Annotated in this window: 12 protein-coding genes; 10 read left to right on the forward strand and 2 right to left on the reverse strand. The window is 75.1% G+C overall.

Going from position 1 to position 15259, the window contains the following annotated elements:
* Positions 1 to 31: 31 nt before the first annotated feature.
* From NRO40_RS02645 to NRO40_RS02660, 4 genes are all read left to right on the forward strand, one after another.
* Positions 32 to 1432 (forward strand): rhamnulokinase, encoded by a 1401-nt coding sequence (locus NRO40_RS02645; RefSeq protein ID WP_058940417.1) that lies wholly within the window; start codon positions 32 to 34, stop codon positions 1430 to 1432.
* A gap of 73 nt (positions 1433 to 1505) precedes the next feature.
* On the forward strand, positions 1506 to 2261 hold the full coding sequence (locus tag NRO40_RS02650; protein WP_058940333.1) for a (Fe-S)-binding protein: 756 nt from the start codon (positions 1506 to 1508) through the stop codon (positions 2259 to 2261).
* A complete protein-coding gene (locus tag NRO40_RS02655) occupies positions 2258 to 3727 on the forward strand; it encodes a lactate utilization protein B (protein WP_058940334.1) in 1470 nt (489 codons plus the stop codon). The genes NRO40_RS02650 and NRO40_RS02655 overlap by 4 nt, the downstream gene beginning before the upstream one ends.
* Complete coding sequence (locus NRO40_RS02660) at positions 3724 to 4380, forward strand: LutC/YkgG family protein (protein ID WP_058940335.1); 657 nt, start codon at positions 3724 to 3726, stop codon at positions 4378 to 4380. The genes NRO40_RS02655 and NRO40_RS02660 overlap by 4 nt, the downstream gene beginning before the upstream one ends.
* Positions 4381 to 4815: 435 nt before the next feature.
* On the opposite strand, the gene NRO40_RS02665 is transcribed toward NRO40_RS02660, so the two are convergent.
* Positions 4816 to 5829, reverse strand: coding sequence for a 2-hydroxyacid dehydrogenase (locus tag NRO40_RS02665; RefSeq protein WP_058940336.1), 1014 nt, complete (start codon positions 5827 to 5829; stop codon positions 4816 to 4818).
* Between the two features lie 556 nt (positions 5830 to 6385).
* Between NRO40_RS02665 and NRO40_RS02670 the strand changes: the two genes are divergently transcribed.
* The 6 genes from NRO40_RS02670 to NRO40_RS02695 all read left to right on the forward strand — a co-directional run bounded on the left by NRO40_RS02670 (position 6386) and on the right by NRO40_RS02695 (position 14245).
* Positions 6386 to 8416 (forward strand): potassium channel family protein, encoded by a 2031-nt coding sequence (locus NRO40_RS02670; RefSeq protein WP_058940337.1) that lies wholly within the window; start codon positions 6386 to 6388, stop codon positions 8414 to 8416.
* A 331-nt stretch (positions 8417 to 8747) separates the two neighbouring features.
* The gene (locus tag NRO40_RS02675; RefSeq protein WP_058940338.1) at positions 8748 to 10004 is read left to right on the forward strand and encodes a cation:proton antiporter; all 1257 of its coding nucleotides are present in this window, start codon (positions 8748 to 8750) and stop codon (positions 10002 to 10004) included.
* A 307-nt stretch (positions 10005 to 10311) separates the two neighbouring features.
* Positions 10312 to 11358 (forward strand): glucose 1-dehydrogenase, encoded by a 1047-nt coding sequence (locus NRO40_RS02680; protein WP_058940340.1) that lies wholly within the window; start codon positions 10312 to 10314, stop codon positions 11356 to 11358.
* A gap of 216 nt (positions 11359 to 11574) precedes the next feature.
* Positions 11575 to 12498 (forward strand): hypothetical protein, encoded by a 924-nt coding sequence (locus tag NRO40_RS02685; protein ID WP_058940341.1) that lies wholly within the window; start codon positions 11575 to 11577, stop codon positions 12496 to 12498.
* A gap of 169 nt (positions 12499 to 12667) precedes the next feature.
* Positions 12668 to 13180: a gluconokinase gene (locus NRO40_RS02690; protein ID WP_058940342.1), complete on the forward strand. Its 513-nt coding sequence runs from the start codon at positions 12668 to 12670 to the stop codon at positions 13178 to 13180.
* A gap of 510 nt (positions 13181 to 13690) precedes the next feature.
* Positions 13691 to 14245, forward strand: coding sequence for a DUF488 domain-containing protein (locus tag NRO40_RS02695; RefSeq protein ID WP_058940343.1), 555 nt, complete (start codon positions 13691 to 13693; stop codon positions 14243 to 14245).
* A 64-nt stretch (positions 14246 to 14309) separates the two neighbouring features.
* On the opposite strand, the gene NRO40_RS02700 is transcribed toward NRO40_RS02695, so the two are convergent.
* A complete protein-coding gene (locus NRO40_RS02700; RefSeq protein ID WP_079046779.1) occupies positions 14310 to 15233 on the reverse strand; it encodes a universal stress protein in 924 nt (307 codons plus the stop codon).
* Positions 15234 to 15259: the final 26 nt, after the last annotated feature.

The raw sequence follows: 15259 nt of genomic DNA on the forward strand, positions 1-15259 counted from the left end.
GGTCGACCTCGGAGCGAGCAGCGGACGCGTCATGGTCGGCAGCGTCACACCCGACGACCTGGACCTCGCCGAGGTCCTGCGGTTCGCCAACCGGCCGGCCCGGCTGCCCGAGGGGCTGCGCTGGGACGTCCTCGCCCTGTACGCGGGCGTCCTGGACGGGCTGCGCGCCGCCGGTCCGGTGGCGTCCGTCGGCATCGACGGCTGGGCCGTCGACTACGGCCTGCTCGACGCCGACGGGCACCTCCTCGGCCCCCCGGCGCACTACCGGGACGCCCGTACCGAGGGCGTGGCGGCGCGGGCCCGGCGGACGGTCCCGGCGGAGCGGCTGTACGCCCGGACGGGCGTCCAGGACGCCCCGTTCAACACCCTGCACCAGCTGCTGGCCGCCCGGGACAGCGCCCAGTTCACCGCCGCGCGGCGCCTGCTGCTGGTGCCCGACCTGATCACGTACTGGCTGACGGGCGAGGCGGGCACGGAGGTGACCAACGCGTCGACGACCCAGCTGCTCGACCCCCGCACGGGCCGTTGGGCGGCCGACGTGGCGGAGGCGTTCGGCATCGACCTCGGCCTGTTCGCGCCGTTCCGGCACCCGGGCGATCCGGCCGGGACGCTCCTGCCGCACGTGCGGGAGCACCTCGGCCGGGCGGACCCCGTACCGGTCACGACCGTGGCGTCGCACGACACCGCCTCCGCCGTGGTCGCCGTACCGGCCCGCGACGGCGAACGCTTCGCCTACATCTGCACGGGCACCTGGTCGCTGGTCGGGCTGGAACTCGACGCGCCGGTCCTGACGGCGGCGAGCAGGGCCGCGAACTTCACCAACGAACTCGGGCTCGACGGCACCGTCCGCTACCTGCGCAACATCACGGGCCTGTGGCTGCTCCAGGAATGCATGCGTGCCTGGGCCGAGGACGACGTCGGGGCCCTCCTGCGGGAGGCGGCCGCGGTGCCGGGCCTGCGGTCGGTGGTGGACGCGTCGGACCCCGCGTTCCTCCCGCCGGGCCGGATGCCGGAGCGGATCGCCGACGCGTGCCGGTCCACGGGCCAGCCGGTCCCCTCGACGCGCGGGGAGACGACCCGCTGCGTCCTCGACTCGCTCGCGCTGGCACACCGCCGGGCGGTCGAGGAGGCGCAGCGGCTCGCCGACCACCCGGTCGACGTGGTGTACGTGGTCGGCGGCGCCGCCCGCAACGCCCTGCTGTGCCGGCTCACGGCCGACGCGTGCGGACTGCCCGTCGTCGCGGGCCCGGCCGAAGCGGCCGCGCTCGGCAACGTCCTCGTCCAGGCGCGCGCGCACGGCCTCGTCGGCGACCGGGCCGCCATGCGCGGGCTCGTCGCCCGCACGCAGCCGCTGCGCCGGTACGAGCCCTCGGGTGACGGGGCCGCGTGGGACGCGGCGGCCCGACGGGTCGCCGGGCGGACCCGGCCGTGATACCTCCGGGTGGGTACGACTCCTGACACCGTGCCCACCCGGAGCCCCACCGATCGAGACCGAAGGAGCCGCGATGCGTGTCGCCCTCTTCCTCACCTGTGTCAACGACGCGCTCCATCCGGGCACGGGCCGTGCCGTGGTGAGACTCCTGGCCCGCCTGGGCGTCGACGTGGACTTCCCCTCGGCGCAGACGTGTTGCGGGCAGCCGCAGTACAACACCGGGTACCGGCGCCAGGCGGAGCCGCTCGCCCGCCGGTTCGCCGAGGTGTTCGGCGGCTACGACGCGGTGGTCACCCCGTCCGGCTCCTGCGGGGCCATGGTGCGCGAGCTGTACCCGCGCATGGGCGAGCGGGCACGGGCGGAGGGCCGCGGGGACGGGCTCGCCCTCGCCGTCGCGCCCGTCGTCCCGAAGACGTACGAACTGACGGAGTTCCTCGTGGACGTCCTGGGCGTCACGGACGTGGGCGCGTACTACCCGCACACCGTGACCTACCACCCGACGTGCCACGGGTTGCGCGGTCTCGGCCTCGGGGACCGGCCGTACCGGCTGCTCCGGGCCGTGCGGGGGCTGCGGCTCGTGGAACTGCCCGGTGCCGAGGAGTGCTGCGGCTTCGGCGGCACGTTCGCCGTGAAGAACGCCGACGTCTCCGCGGCGATGGGCGCGGACAAGGTGCGCCACGCCGCCTCCACCGGCGCAGACGCCCTGTGCGCGGCCGACAACTCCTGTCTGCTGCACCTCGGTGGCATGATCCGCCGCATGGGGGCAGGGGTCCGGCCGGTGCACATCGCCGAGATCCTCGCGAGCACCGCAGAGGAGGCCCGCGCATGAGCGGTACGTACCTCGGCATGCCGTCGTTCCCGCAGGCGGCGCGGCAGGCGGTGCGCGACGAGACCCTGCGCGGGAACCTGCGGCACGCCACCCGCACCATTCGCGACAAGCGCGCCGCCGCCGTCGCCGAACTCGACGACTGGGCCGAACTCCGCGAGGCCGGAAAGCAGATCAAGGACCGCACCCTGCGCCACCTCGACCACTACCTGGTCCAGCTGGAGCAGGCCGTCACCGCGGCGGGCGGGACGGTGCACTGGGCGGCCGACGCCGCCGCGGCGAACCGCATCGTCACCGACCTGGTGAGGGCGACCGGCGAGACCGAGGTCGTCAAGGTCAAGTCGATGGTCACGCAGGAGATCGGCCTCAACGAAGCGCTCGCCGCGGCGGGCATCCGCGCCTACGAGACCGACCTCGCCGAACTCATCGTGCAGCTCGGCGACGACCGTCCGTCCCACATCCTCGTCCCCGCCATCCACCGCAACCGCACCGAGATCCGCGACATCTTCACCCGGCACATGGCCGACTGGGGCCGTCCCGCGCCCGGCGACCTCACCGACGCCCCCGCCGACCTCGCCGAAGCCGCCCGCCTCCACCTGCGCGAGAAGTTCCTCCGCGCCAAGGTCGCCGTCTCGGGCGCCAACTTCATGGTCGCCGAGACCGGCACCCTCGTCGTCGTCGAGTCCGAGGGCAACGGCCGCATGTGCCTGACCCTCCCCGAGACCCTCATCTCCGTCGTCGGCATCGAGAAGACCGTCCCCACCTGGCAGGACCTGGAGGTCTTCCTCCAGCTCCTCCCCCGCTCCTCCACCGCCGAGCGCATGAACCCCTACACCAGCACCTGGACCGGCACCAGCGACGGCGACGGCCCCCGCGCCTTCCACCTCGTCCTCCTCGACAACGGCCGCACCGACGCCCTCGCCGACACCGTCGGCCGCCAGGCCCTGCGCTGCATCCGCTGCTCCGCCTGCCTCAACGTCTGCCCCGTCTACGAACGCGCCGGCGGCCACGCCTACGGCTCGACCTACCCGGGCCCCATCGGCGCGATCCTCACCCCCCAACTCCGCGGCACGACCACGCCGCTCGACGCCTCCCTCCCGTACGCCTCCACCCTCTGCGGCGCCTGCTACGACGTCTGCCCCGTCGCCATCGACATCCCCGAGGTCCTGGTGCACCTGCGTGAACGGGTCGTCGAGGGCGGCGAGACGACACGGCGCGGCGTACGGGTCACCCTGCGGCCGGCGAAGGGCCACGCGGCGGAACGGGCCGCGATGCGCGCCGCGCGCTGGGTGTTCGACCACCCGGCGGCCCTGCGCGCCGGGCAGCGTCTGGCCGCCCGCACCCGGCGGTGGCACCCCCGGCGGCTGCCGGGCCCCGGGCGGGCGTGGACGGACAGCCGCGCGCTGCCCGACGTGCCGGCGGAGTCGTTCCGGGACTGGTGGCAGCGGACGCGGGGAGGCACGCGATGAACGGCGACAGGGAACGGGTCCTGGCCCGGGTGCGCCGCGCCCTGGCCGACGTGCCGCGCGGCGAGCGGCCGGAGGACGTGCCGGTGGAGCGCGCGTACGCGCGGGTGCACGGCGAGCGGGGCGAGGAGACCGTCGACCTGCTGGCCCGCAACCTCGCCGAGTACCGGGCGGTCGTGCACCGTGTCGCGCGGGACGGCCTGCCGGAGCTGCTGGCGGGGCTCCTCGCGGCCCGGGGCGCGGCGTCGGTGCTGGTGCCGCCGGCGCTGCCGGCCTCCTGGCTGGCGGCGGTGGACGCGACCCGGGTGCACGACCGGGAGGAGGCGACGGCACGGGAGTCGGACGCCGTGGACAGCGTGGTCACCGGGTGCGCGCTGGCCGTCGCGGAGACGGGCACGATCGTCCTCGACGGCGGGCCCGACCAGGGCAGGCGGCGCATCACGCTCGTCCCCGACCACCACGTCTGCGTGGTCCGCGTCCCCGACCAGGTCGTCTCCTCCGTGTCGCAGGCCCTCGCCCGCCTCGATCCGACGCGTCCGCTGACCTGGATCTCCGGGCCGTCGGCCACCAGCGACATCGAGCTCGACCGCGTCGAGGGCGTCCACGGCCCGCGCCGTCTGGACGTCGTGCTGGTCACGGGGGACCGGGACGGCTGACCGGTCCGACGGCCGGCCCCCACGGGACGGTCGGCCTTGGCGGGCCCGCGGGCCCGCGGGCCCGTCCGTCGGGGCGGGCCGGTCCCGCCACGCTGCTGCGGGCGACGCGGGAGGGGCTCTCCACGTCCCTCGACTCGAAGGCCGTCGAGTGGCCGAAGCTGCGCTGGGTCCTGCGCGATCCGGTGTCGGGGACGGGTTACCCGCAGACGCTGATCCGCCTCGGCTACGGGCCGCAGACCCCGGCGAGCCCGCGACGGCCCCTGTCGGACGTCCTGGACGTCGACCGGGAATCCGGACCGTGCGCGCCGGCGGGCCCGTCGCCGACCGCCCGGCCGGCACGGACCCCCGACGGGGACGGGCCTGACCGGTACGGACCTGACGACCGGTAGGACCTCCCGACCGGCACGGACCCGGCTCCGTCACCGGGGGCCGCGGTCACCGGCGGCCGGAGGGTCCCGGCGGTACCAGGACGTCGTCGCCGGTGCGCCCGGCGAGGTAGTCGTCGATGTTGCGGGCGGTGGTGTCGACGATCTGCCCGACGGCGTCCCGGGTGAAGTACGCCTGGTGGGAGGTGATCAGCACGTTCCGGAAGGTCATCAGGCGGGCGAGAACGTCGTCGGTCATCACCTCCAGCGACTTGTCGAGGAAGAAGACCCCCGCCTCCTCCTCGTAGACGTCCAGCCCGACGCCGTCGAGGCGTCCGTCGCGCAGGGTCTCCACCAGGGCGCGGGCGTCGATGAGGCCGCCGCGGCTGGTGTTGACCAGGATGGCGTCCCGCTTCATGAGCGCGAGGGCGGCGGCGTCCACGAGGTGGTGGGTCTGCGGGACGAGCGGTACGTGCAGGCTGACCAGGTCGGACTCCGCGAAGAGGTGGTCTCGCTCCACGTACTCCATGCCCAGCTCCCGACACTCGGGGTTCTCCGTCACGTCCCAGCCGAGCGACCGCATGCCGAAGCCGTGGGCGATCCGTGCGAACGCCGTGCCGATCTTGCCGGTGCCGAGGACGCCGACGGTCCGGCCGTGCAGGTCCCGGCCCATCAGACCGGTCAGGCGAAAGTCGAACTCCCGGGTCCGCCCGGTCGCCCGGACCAGCCGGCGGTCCACCGCGAGGGCCAGCGCCCAGGCGAACTCGGCCACCGAGTACGGCGAGTAGGACGACACCCGGGCCACACCGATGCCGATCCTGCGGGCCGCGTCGACGTCGATGTTGTTGTATCCGGTGGAGCGCTGGACGACCATCCGCGTGCCCCCCTCGCGGAGGGCCCCGAGGACGGTCGCGTCCAGGACGTCGTTCACACTGCTGCAGACGACCTCGTACCCGGCGGCCGTCGACGCGGTGTCCCCGTCGAGGAAGAAGTCGAGGCACCGTACCCGGTGCCGGTCGGCGAGCGCCGCCTCCAGCAGTGGACGCTCGTCGGGCACCACCCCGTACGCGACGACCTCGACCATGCCCCTGCTCCTCTTCCGAGCGTTCCCGGGCCCAAGCCCCTGCCCATGGCCCTGCCCGTGCCGGTGCGCGTCGCGTGGGGCCTCCGGCGGCCGGGACCCGCTGGGCGGGCCACAGCCCGGACGACCGCCCACTGTCCCTTCCTACGGCACGCGGGGCACCGGCCGCCACCGGTGGCGCGGAGCGCCCGCTCCCTTCCTGCCGGTCCCCGGGCGGTCGCCCCGGCCGGGCGCGGCCCTCGGGCGCACGGCAGCGGCATGGGGCGCGCGGCAAGACTGCCGGGGTCCGGCAGTGTCCTGCCACCCACCCAGGTGGGACGATCCCCGGACGGCACACGCCACAGCGGCCGGCAGCGCCTCCCGAGCGCCGCGAACGCCCGCTCCGGTGGGCATCGCCGTACCGACGAGCCCACTCGCCCACTCCGCCGGGCCCGCAAACCGGGCCCCAGGCCGCGGGCCGGGTCCGGGGGGTCCGGGGGCCGGGTCCGGGGGGTCCGGGGGCCGGGTCCGGGGGGTCCGGGGGCCGGGTCCGGGGGGACACCGACACGAAGGGGGAGACATGGCGCTGCCGCCGCGACGGGACCAGGGCGGACACCCGACCGGTCACATGGTCGTCTGCGGGGACGACGGGCTCGCCCGGCGTCTGGCCAGCGAACTGTGGGACGTCTACCGCGAACCGGTCGTCCTGGTCGTCCCCGGCGGTGGCGCCGAAGTCCGCCTGGAGGGGCAGCCCTGCGTCCTGTCGCACGCGGCCGGTCCGATGGGCCGGACCGGCCCGGCGACCAGGAGGTCCGTCGGCACCGCCGCCGACGACGCGAACGGCGGGCACGTCCCGCCGATCCGGGAGGTGCCGGCCGACTCCCCCACGGACGCGGCCCTCCTGCACGCCGGGGTCGACCGTGCCGCGGCCCTGGCCCTCTTGTACGAGGACGACGAGACCAACCTGCGCGCGGCGCTCGCCGCCCGCCGCCTCAGCCCGGGCCTCCGGTTGGTGGTCCGCATGTACAACCGCAAGCTCGGGCAGCATATGGAGGAACTCCTCGACCAGGCGGCCCTCCTGGCCGAGCCCGGCATGGACCGGGCGGCCCTGGCGGCCTCCACGACGGTGCTCTCCGACGCGGACACCGCCGCTCCCGCGCTCGCCGCCACCGCCGTCGCCGGGACGAGCAAGGTCGTCCAGGCCGACGGCCTCCTCCTGTGCGCGGCGGAACGGACCCCTCCCGGGCAGGGCGAGGTGCCGGACCCCGGCCTGTGCACGCTGGCTCTGCTGTCGTCGACGACGTCCGACCCCGCCGGCGCCGAGGGGTCCGACGCGAGCGGCTCCCAGGGACCGCTGCTGCTGCCCGACGACCGGGCCGTGCGGGCCGCCGCCGGGCGCGGCACCGTCGTCCTGGAGACCGTCCGCCACGCCGCCCCCGTCCGTCCGCCACGCCGCCTCTCCCGGAGTGGCGCCCGGTTCGGCGAGCTGTTCTCGGCCCGGCTGCGATGGGCGCTCGCGGGCATCGTCGCCTCGGTGCTCGCCCTGACGGTCACCACCACCGTGCTCACCGACGCCGACCCCGTGCACGCCGCCTACCTCACTCTGCTCGACCTGTTCTCGATCAATGACCCCGCCGTCGACGAGCCGGTCACCCGTCAGGTCCTCCAGCTGCTGGCCGGGCTCGTCGGCCTCGCCCTGCTCCCCCTCCTCGTCGCCGGCGCCCTCGAAGCGCTCGGCACGTTCCGCGCCACGGGCGCGCTGCGCCGGCCGCCGCGCGGCCTGTCCGGCCACGTCGTGCTCCTCGGCCTGGGCAAGGTCGGCGCCCGCGTCCTCACCCGCCTCCGGGAACTCGACATCCCCGTCGTCTGCGTCGAGGAGGACCCCGACGCCCGCGGTCTGCCGCTCGCCCGCCGCCTCGGCGTACCGGTCGTGCTCGGCGACGTCACCGAGGAAGGCGTCCTGGAGGCCGCCAAGGTCCACCGCGCGCACGCGCTGCTCGCGCTCACCAGCTCGGACACGACGAACCTCGAAGCCACCCTCTCCGCACGCACCCTCAGGACCGACCTGCGGGTGGCGCTCCGCCTGTACGACGACGACTTCGCCACCGCCGTGCACCGCACCCTGCGCGCCGCGCACCCCGACGCGCTCACCCGCAGCCGCAGCGTCACCCACCTCGCCGCGCCCGCGTTCGCCGGCGCCATGATGGGCCGCCAGGTCCTGGGCGCGATCCCCGTCGAACGGAAGGTCCTCGTCTTCGCCGCCCTGCTCGTGGCCGGGCAGCCCCGGCTCGAAGGCCGCACGGTCGCCGAGGCGTTCCGGCCGGGTGCCTGGCGGATCGTCGCCCTCGACACGGCCGCCCCCGCCGCCCGCCGCCCCGACCTCGCCTCGGCGCACCGCGACGGTGAGCGCCCCCAGCTGCTGTGGGACCTCCACCCGGGCTACGTGTTGCGCCCCGAGGACCGGGTCGTCGTCGCCGCGACGCGGGGCGGCCTCGCCGATCTCCTCGGCCGGGGCACCGCGCCGCGCGGGACGCCCACCGGTCCGCGGCGACGGCCGGCGCCACCCCGGCAGGGGGACGCGCCGGTGGCCCCGACCGGGGCCGGGGCATGAGTCGCGGGGAGCGGCGGATACCGCCTGGGTCGTCCGGGGGTACGGCACGCCTCTCCGGTGCCCGCGGTGGCGTGCCGCGTGTTCGGCCGGTCTTCCCGGTCGTCCCCGACCGGCCCCGTCTTCCCGGTCGTCCCGGTCTTCTCATGAGCCGGCCGTCAGCGGGTAGGCGCGCGGTCGTTGCCGAGGGCCGGCGGCGTGGCCGGGCCGGGCGTACGCCGGACCCCCTGTCAGGGACGCGTGAGGAACGGGAAGGGTCCGCGGCGGAGTGCCGGCGGCAAGGCTGGTCGGCGAACAGGGAACAGCTGTCCTCGCTGGAACGGGAGTCTCTCGCATGGTGCTCGTAGCCGTCTTCGGCGCCGCTCTGCTCGTCGCGGTGCTGCTCTCCGGGCTCGCGGCCCGGACGGTGCTGTCCACGTCCTTCCTCTTCCTCGTCGGCGGCGCGCTCGTCAGCGACGGGTTCCTCGGACTGATCCACATCACGCCGGACAGTGGCATCGTCGCGGTCACCGCTGACCTCGCCCTGTTCGCGGTGCTGTTCACCGACGGCATGCACGTGTCGTTCCCCAAGCTGCGGTCCGGCTGGAAGAGCCCGGCCCGGGCCCTGGGACTCGGGATGCCGCTGGCCTTCCTCGGCATGGCGCTGGTGACCCACTACCTGGTCGGCCTGGACTGGACGACGTCCTTCCTCGTCGGCGCCGTCCTGGCACCGACGGACCCGGTGTTCGCCTCCGCGATCGTGGGTCGCAAGGAGGTGCCCCCGAAGCTGCGGCAGCTGCTGAACGTGGAGAGCGGCATCAACGACGGACTGGCGCTCCCGGTCGTCCTGGTCCTCATCGCCGCGGCCGGCCCGAGCAACGGCGACGCCGAGACGTCCTTCGGGATGATCGCCCTGGAGCTCGGACTGGGGCTGGCTTTCGGCGTGCTGCTGCCGCTGCTGGTCAACGGGCTCGTACGGTTCCGCCTGCTCGGCGCGGAGCCGAAGCTGCAGCCGATGCTTCCGCTGGCCACCGGGATCCTCCTGTACGCCCTGTGCCACCTGACCCACGCCAACCCGTACCTGGCGGCGTTCTCCGCGGGCGCCGTGATCGTCGCCGTGTCGCCCGAGGCGAAGGCGGCGTTCGAGCCCCTCGGCGAGGCACTGGCGGAGCTGGCGAAGTTCGCCGCCCTGCTGGTCTTCGGTGCGTTGCTGACGCCACACCTCTTCGGGAACCTCTCCGTGGGCGGGTACGTCGCGGTGGTCCTGGCGATCGTGCTCATCCGCCCGGCGTCGCTCCTGCTGTCGCTCATCGGTACGGCGTTCGACCGCCGCGAGCGGCTCGTGGCCGCCTGGTTCGGGCCCAAGGGCTTCGCGTCCGTCGTGTACGGGCTGCTGGTGCTCCAGGCGGGCATCCCGCAGGGCGAGGAGGCGTACACCCTGATCGCGGTCTGCATCGCCTTCTCGATCGTCGCCCACAGCAGCACCGATGTCCCCATCGCGCGGCTCTTCGAGGTCGACGACCTCGCCGGCATTCCGGGTGGTGAGGACGACGCGCCGGCCGAGCGGACGGGGACCGACCACGACGCCGACGCCGCCACCCGGTGGCGCTGAGCCCCGGGCCCCGCCTCAGGAGCGGCAGGAGCGGCAGGAGCGGCAGGAGCGGCAGGAGCAGGGTCCCCCGTGGGACGTTCGCTGGTCGAACCGCAGCCGGTGCGCACGGGCCTGGCAGCCGTCCGGCGCCGCGCGCGTGCGTACTCGGCGCCGAAACAGGTACACGTCCCGCTGGGCGTGCCGCTCACCCGCCGCCGGACCGACCGGACTCGCGGACGGCCGGTCGTGGGGCGGCAGCGCCGCGCCGGACGGCCGTGATCGGCACGGACGGACACGACGAGCGAGTGGAGAGGGAGGCGGACGACCCATGCGCGCCTTGACCGTACGGCCCGGCCGGAAGGACTCGTTGGAGGTGCGGCAGGTCCCCGACCCCTCCCCCGCGGACGGGGAGCTCCTCGTCCGCGGCCTGGCGATGGGTGTCTGCGGCACGGACCACGAGATCGCGGACGGCCGGTACGGATGGGCACCGCCGGGACGCGACCGGCTCGTCCTCGGGCACGAGTCACTGGGCCGCGTGGAGCGGGCCGCCCCCGGCAGCGGCTTCGCGGCCGGTGACCTGGTGGCCGGGGTGGTGCGCCGACCGGATCCGGTACCGTGCGGCGCCTGCGCGCACGGCGAGTTCGACATGTGCCGCAACGGCCGCTACACGGAGCGCGGCATCAAGGAGATCGACGGCTGCGGCTCCCAGCTGTGGTGCGTCGAGAGCGACTACGCGGTACGGCTCGAACCGCACCTGGAGCCCGTCGGGGTGCTGATGGAACCCACCTCCGTCGTGGCCAAGGCGTGGGAGCAGGTGGAGCGCGTCGGTCGGCGCTCCTGGTTCGAGCCGCGGCGGGCCCTGGTCACCGGCGCCGGCCCGATCGGCCTGCTGGCCGCCCTGCTCGGTACGCAGCGCGGACTGGAGGTACACGTCCTGGACCGCGTGACCGACGGGCCGAAGCCCGCGCTGGTGCGGGACCTGGGTGCCGTGTACCACACCGAGGACGCCACACAGGTGATCGAGAAGGTCTGCCCGGACGTCATCATCGAAGCCACCGGAGCCGGCGGCCTGGTCCTCGCCGCGCTGACCGGGACCGCCTCCTACGGGGTGGTGTGCCTGACCGGCGTGTCGCCCGCCGGCCGCCGCGTCACCGTGGACGCCGGCTCGATCAACCGGGACATCGTGCTGGAGAACGACGCCGTGGTCGGGTCCGTCAACGCGAACCTGCGGCACTACCGGCAAGCCGCCGACGCCCTGGTGAAGGCCGATTTGGTCTGGCTGGAACGCCTGATCACCAGGCGGGTGCCGCTCGAAAGCGCCCCCGACGCGTTCCGGCGGCAGCCGGACGACGTCAAGGTCGTGATCGACCTGTAGGGGCCGGCCCGGGATCCTCCGACGGGGAGGACCGCTCGCGCGGGGCACCGGCCGGTGCGTGTTCCTCGGCCCCGGACCGAACTCGCCCGCGTCCCGGTCACGGCGGCACTGGCGTACCCGGTTCTCGTCGCCGCGGTACGCGCCCCGGGCAAGCGGACGCGGCAGTGAGTACGGGAACTCATGTGCCCGGGGACGCCGGCTGACAGGATCCGCGACATGACGAGCGCTGGAAGGACACTGACGGTTCTGCACCTCTTCCTGGTGTGGGCGGCGATGACGGCCGCGGTGCCGATGCTCGGCCTGGGTGTGCTGGGGGCGGCCTGGGGCGGTGGGGCCGGTGCGGCGGTGCCGGTCCTCGCGCTGGGCGTGCCGGCGGCGGTCGGCCTGCTGGCCGCGGCGGGCACACCGGCGCGGACCGTGGTGCCGCTGTGCGGCTCCGTGCCGCGGCGGCTCGGGTGGGCGGTACTGGTCTTCGTCCTCGGCACCCTCGGCGTCCTGGCAGGGCTGGCCGCCTACGACGAGGGCGTCGACCTGGGGAGCGCCGGTACCCGGATCGCGCTGACGGGGGTGCCGTACGCCGTGGCCGCGGCGCTCTTCGTGCCGGACCGGTGGCTGCGGCCGGGGGCGGTGGCGGCGTTGGCGGCCGCAGTGGCCTACGGAGGCTTCGTCGGTCCGGCGCAGTCGGAGCGGCACCGGCACGAGGCCGACGTCGCGCGGTTCCGGGAGAACCCGGAGCTGATGCACCTGGGCACCGCACCGCCCGGCATGCAGGTCTCCCGCGCCGAGGCCGGCTCCGCGTACTTCGGCGTCGAGTACCGCGCCGTCCGGCAGGACGTGTTCGCGTACGTGTCCCTGGCGATGCGCCCGGCGCTCACGCCGGCACTCCGCTGCCCCGAGTTCCCGGAGCCGGGCGTGTCCTGCGCGGTGGACGCGCACGGCGAGATGCGCACGGTCCGCGACCTCCCGGGCGGCACCCGCGCGGTCACCCTCACGCGCCGCCACCGGAACGCGGAGGCCGAGGTCACCAGCCAGACCCTCGACGAAGCCGGGCTACGCCGCTTCCTGGACTCCCTGCACCCGCTGACGGACAGGGAGCTGGAGGAGCTGATGCGGGAGAAGAAGATCGGGTACCGGTTCTGAGTCGCGCTCGCCCCGGGTTCCCCCTCCGCCTCCTCGTCCTCTCCCCCGTGGCGATCGTCGCCAGGCCCCTCCAGTCGTCCCTCAGTTCGTCCCTCAGTTCTTCCCTCCGGTCGTCCGTCGTCACGGCCCGGCCGGCCGTCGGTTCGTGATGCTGCGTTAGCCTGAGGTGATGGTGTGGGACGAGATTGCTCCGCTGGTCGTGGTGATGGGTGTGTCGGGCTCCGGCAAGACGACGGTCGGGCAGTCCCTGGCGCGGTCCCTGGAGGTGCCGTTCGCGGAAGCGGACGACTTCCACCCGCCGGAGAACGTGGCCAAGATGCGGGCCGGGGTCGCCCTGGACGACGCCGACCGGGGGCCGTGGCTCGACACCATCGCCCAGTGGCTGCACGAGCAGCGCGAACGAGGCGGGGTCATCACCTGCTCGGCGCTCAAGCGGCGCTACCGCGACCGTCTCGTGTCGGCGGCGCCGTCGGTGTTCTTCGTCCACCTGCACGGCTCGGCGGAGCTCATCGCCGAACGCATGGCGGCACGCCGGGGCCACTTCATGCCGGTGTCGCTGCTCCGCTCGCAGCTGGACACCCTGGAGCCCCTGGCCGCCGACGAGCGGGGGGCTCGCGTCCCCATCAGCGGCAGCGCCGAAGAGACCACGCGAGAGGCCCTCGCCGCCGTACGCGGGGCGTAGAACGGCGTCAGGCGCCGGGGCGGTCCACGCGGCCCTCCGCCGCGGGGGCGTCGTCGCCTCCGAGGCGGTGTGCAGCGGCGTTCCGGGCCCGGTTACGCGCTCGCCGACGACGACGAGCGGGAGCGGCGGGCCGAGGCCGCTCGTCACCGGGGTGAGCCGGTCCGGCAGCTCCTGTCTCAGACGCTCACGCGTGGCCCCGTGCTCGAAAGCCGCCCGTCACGTCACCCGTCCCCTCGGCGCTCCACGACACTGCCCGCCGGTCCCACCCCGGCGCCGAGGACTCCGCCCGCGACCCCGGTGACCCCGGCGACCCCGCGACCCCGGTCGGAGCCGTACTCCGTGTGCCGGTGCCGGTGCCGGTGGTGCGCTCGGGGAGGTCCGCCGGTCCGAGCACCCCCCTCCGTTTGCGCCGGTCCGAGCGGTGATACCCGTCAGGGGCCGGCCGGCGCTCCGCCGCGTCGGCCGCGGCGGCGACCGCGGGACCGGTACGCGGCACCCGGGAGGAGACCCATGGCGCAGCTGATCACCTTCGGTCACAGCACGGCCGGCCGGCCGGTGCTGACGGAGCTGCTGCGTCGGGCCGGCGTCACGGCCGTGGTGGACGTCAGAACGGCCCCGGGCAGCCGCCGGGACCCGGACGTGTCGCGGCAGCGGCTCGCCGAGTGGCTGCCCGAGGAGGGCATCGCGTACCGGTGGGAGCCGGACCTGGGGGGATTCCGCAGGCCGTCGCCGGACTCGCCCGACACGGTCTGGCGCAACGCCTCCTTCCGGGGCTACGCCGGGCACACCCGCACACCGGAGTTCGTCGCCGCCGTGGAGCGGGTGCTGCGGCAGGCGGAGCGGGACCGCACGGCGGTGATGTGCAGCGAAGCGGTGTGGTGGCGGTGCCACCGGCGCCTCATCGCCGACTTCGCCGTCCTGGCACGCGGCGTCCCCGTCGGCCACCTCATGCACGACGGCCGGCTGAGTCCGCACTCCCCCACGCCGGGGGTGCGCCTGCGCACGGACGGCCTCCTCGTCTACGACGTCGAGGACGGCCCGCGCGACGACCATGGCGGTTCGTGACGGGGGGGCTGAACCGTCACGGTCGTGGTGGCCGCACGCCCCGCGGTCCCGGTGGCCGGGACCGTCAGTCCCGTGCGGGAGCGGGGACGACGGCCACGGGGCACTCGGCCGTGTGCAGCACCTCGGCGCTGACCGAGCCGAGCAGGAGGCGGCGCAAGCCCGTGAGGCCGCGCGAGCCGACCACGAGCAGCGTCGCGTCGCGCGCCCACTCGACCAGGACGTCCGCGGGCCGGCCCGGCACCATGTGGGCGTCCGCGTCCACCCGCGGGTACCGGCTCCCGAACCGGGAGACCTCCCGGTGGAGGAGGTGGCACGCCGCGTCGTGCCCGGCCCCGGCCTCCGGCAGCGGTTCGATCGGACCGGGAGGCAGCAGGCCGAAGACCGGCGGCACCACGCCGACCGGAGCGGGAGGCGGGAAGCGCGCGTCCTGCGCGTACACGAGGTCCACATGGGCCCCGCGGCGGTCGGCCGCCGCGTAGCCGAGGTCCAGCGCCTCGTCGCGGACGTCGTCGACGTCCACCCCGATCACCACGCGGTCGTGCGGCTGGTGGGCGGTCCGTCCCGGCCGGATGACGACCACGGGGCAGTGCGCGTGCGTGGCGACCTGCCGGCTGACCGAACCCAGGGGCAGGCGCGGGAAGCCGCCGCTGCCCCGGTGGCCCAGCACGACGAGTGCGGCCTCCGCGGAGAGGTCGACGAGCATGCCGGCCGGGTGCCCGATGGGCAGCGCACAGGTGACCGTGACGTCGGGGTACTGCAGGCGGACGAGTTCCTCGACGCCCTCCACGACCGCGGCGCCGCGCGCCGCGGACTCCGGCGAACGAACGTGGTCGTCGGCCGGGGCCAGGAGCGGCAGGGCGTGGACGATCCGCAGTTCCGCGTGGCGCAAGGCGGCCTCATGGGCCGCGAACCGTACGACCGCGTGCGGGACGGGGCCGTCCGCCACCCCCACCATGATCGGCTTGGGGTGCTCTCGTGGTGTGCTCATGCGGCCACCCTTCCTCCGGGAGCCGT

Origin of the sequence: Streptomyces changanensis, assembly GCF_024600715.1 — a bacterium.
Taxonomy (GTDB): domain Bacteria; phylum Actinomycetota; class Actinomycetes; order Streptomycetales; family Streptomycetaceae; genus Streptomyces; species Streptomyces changanensis.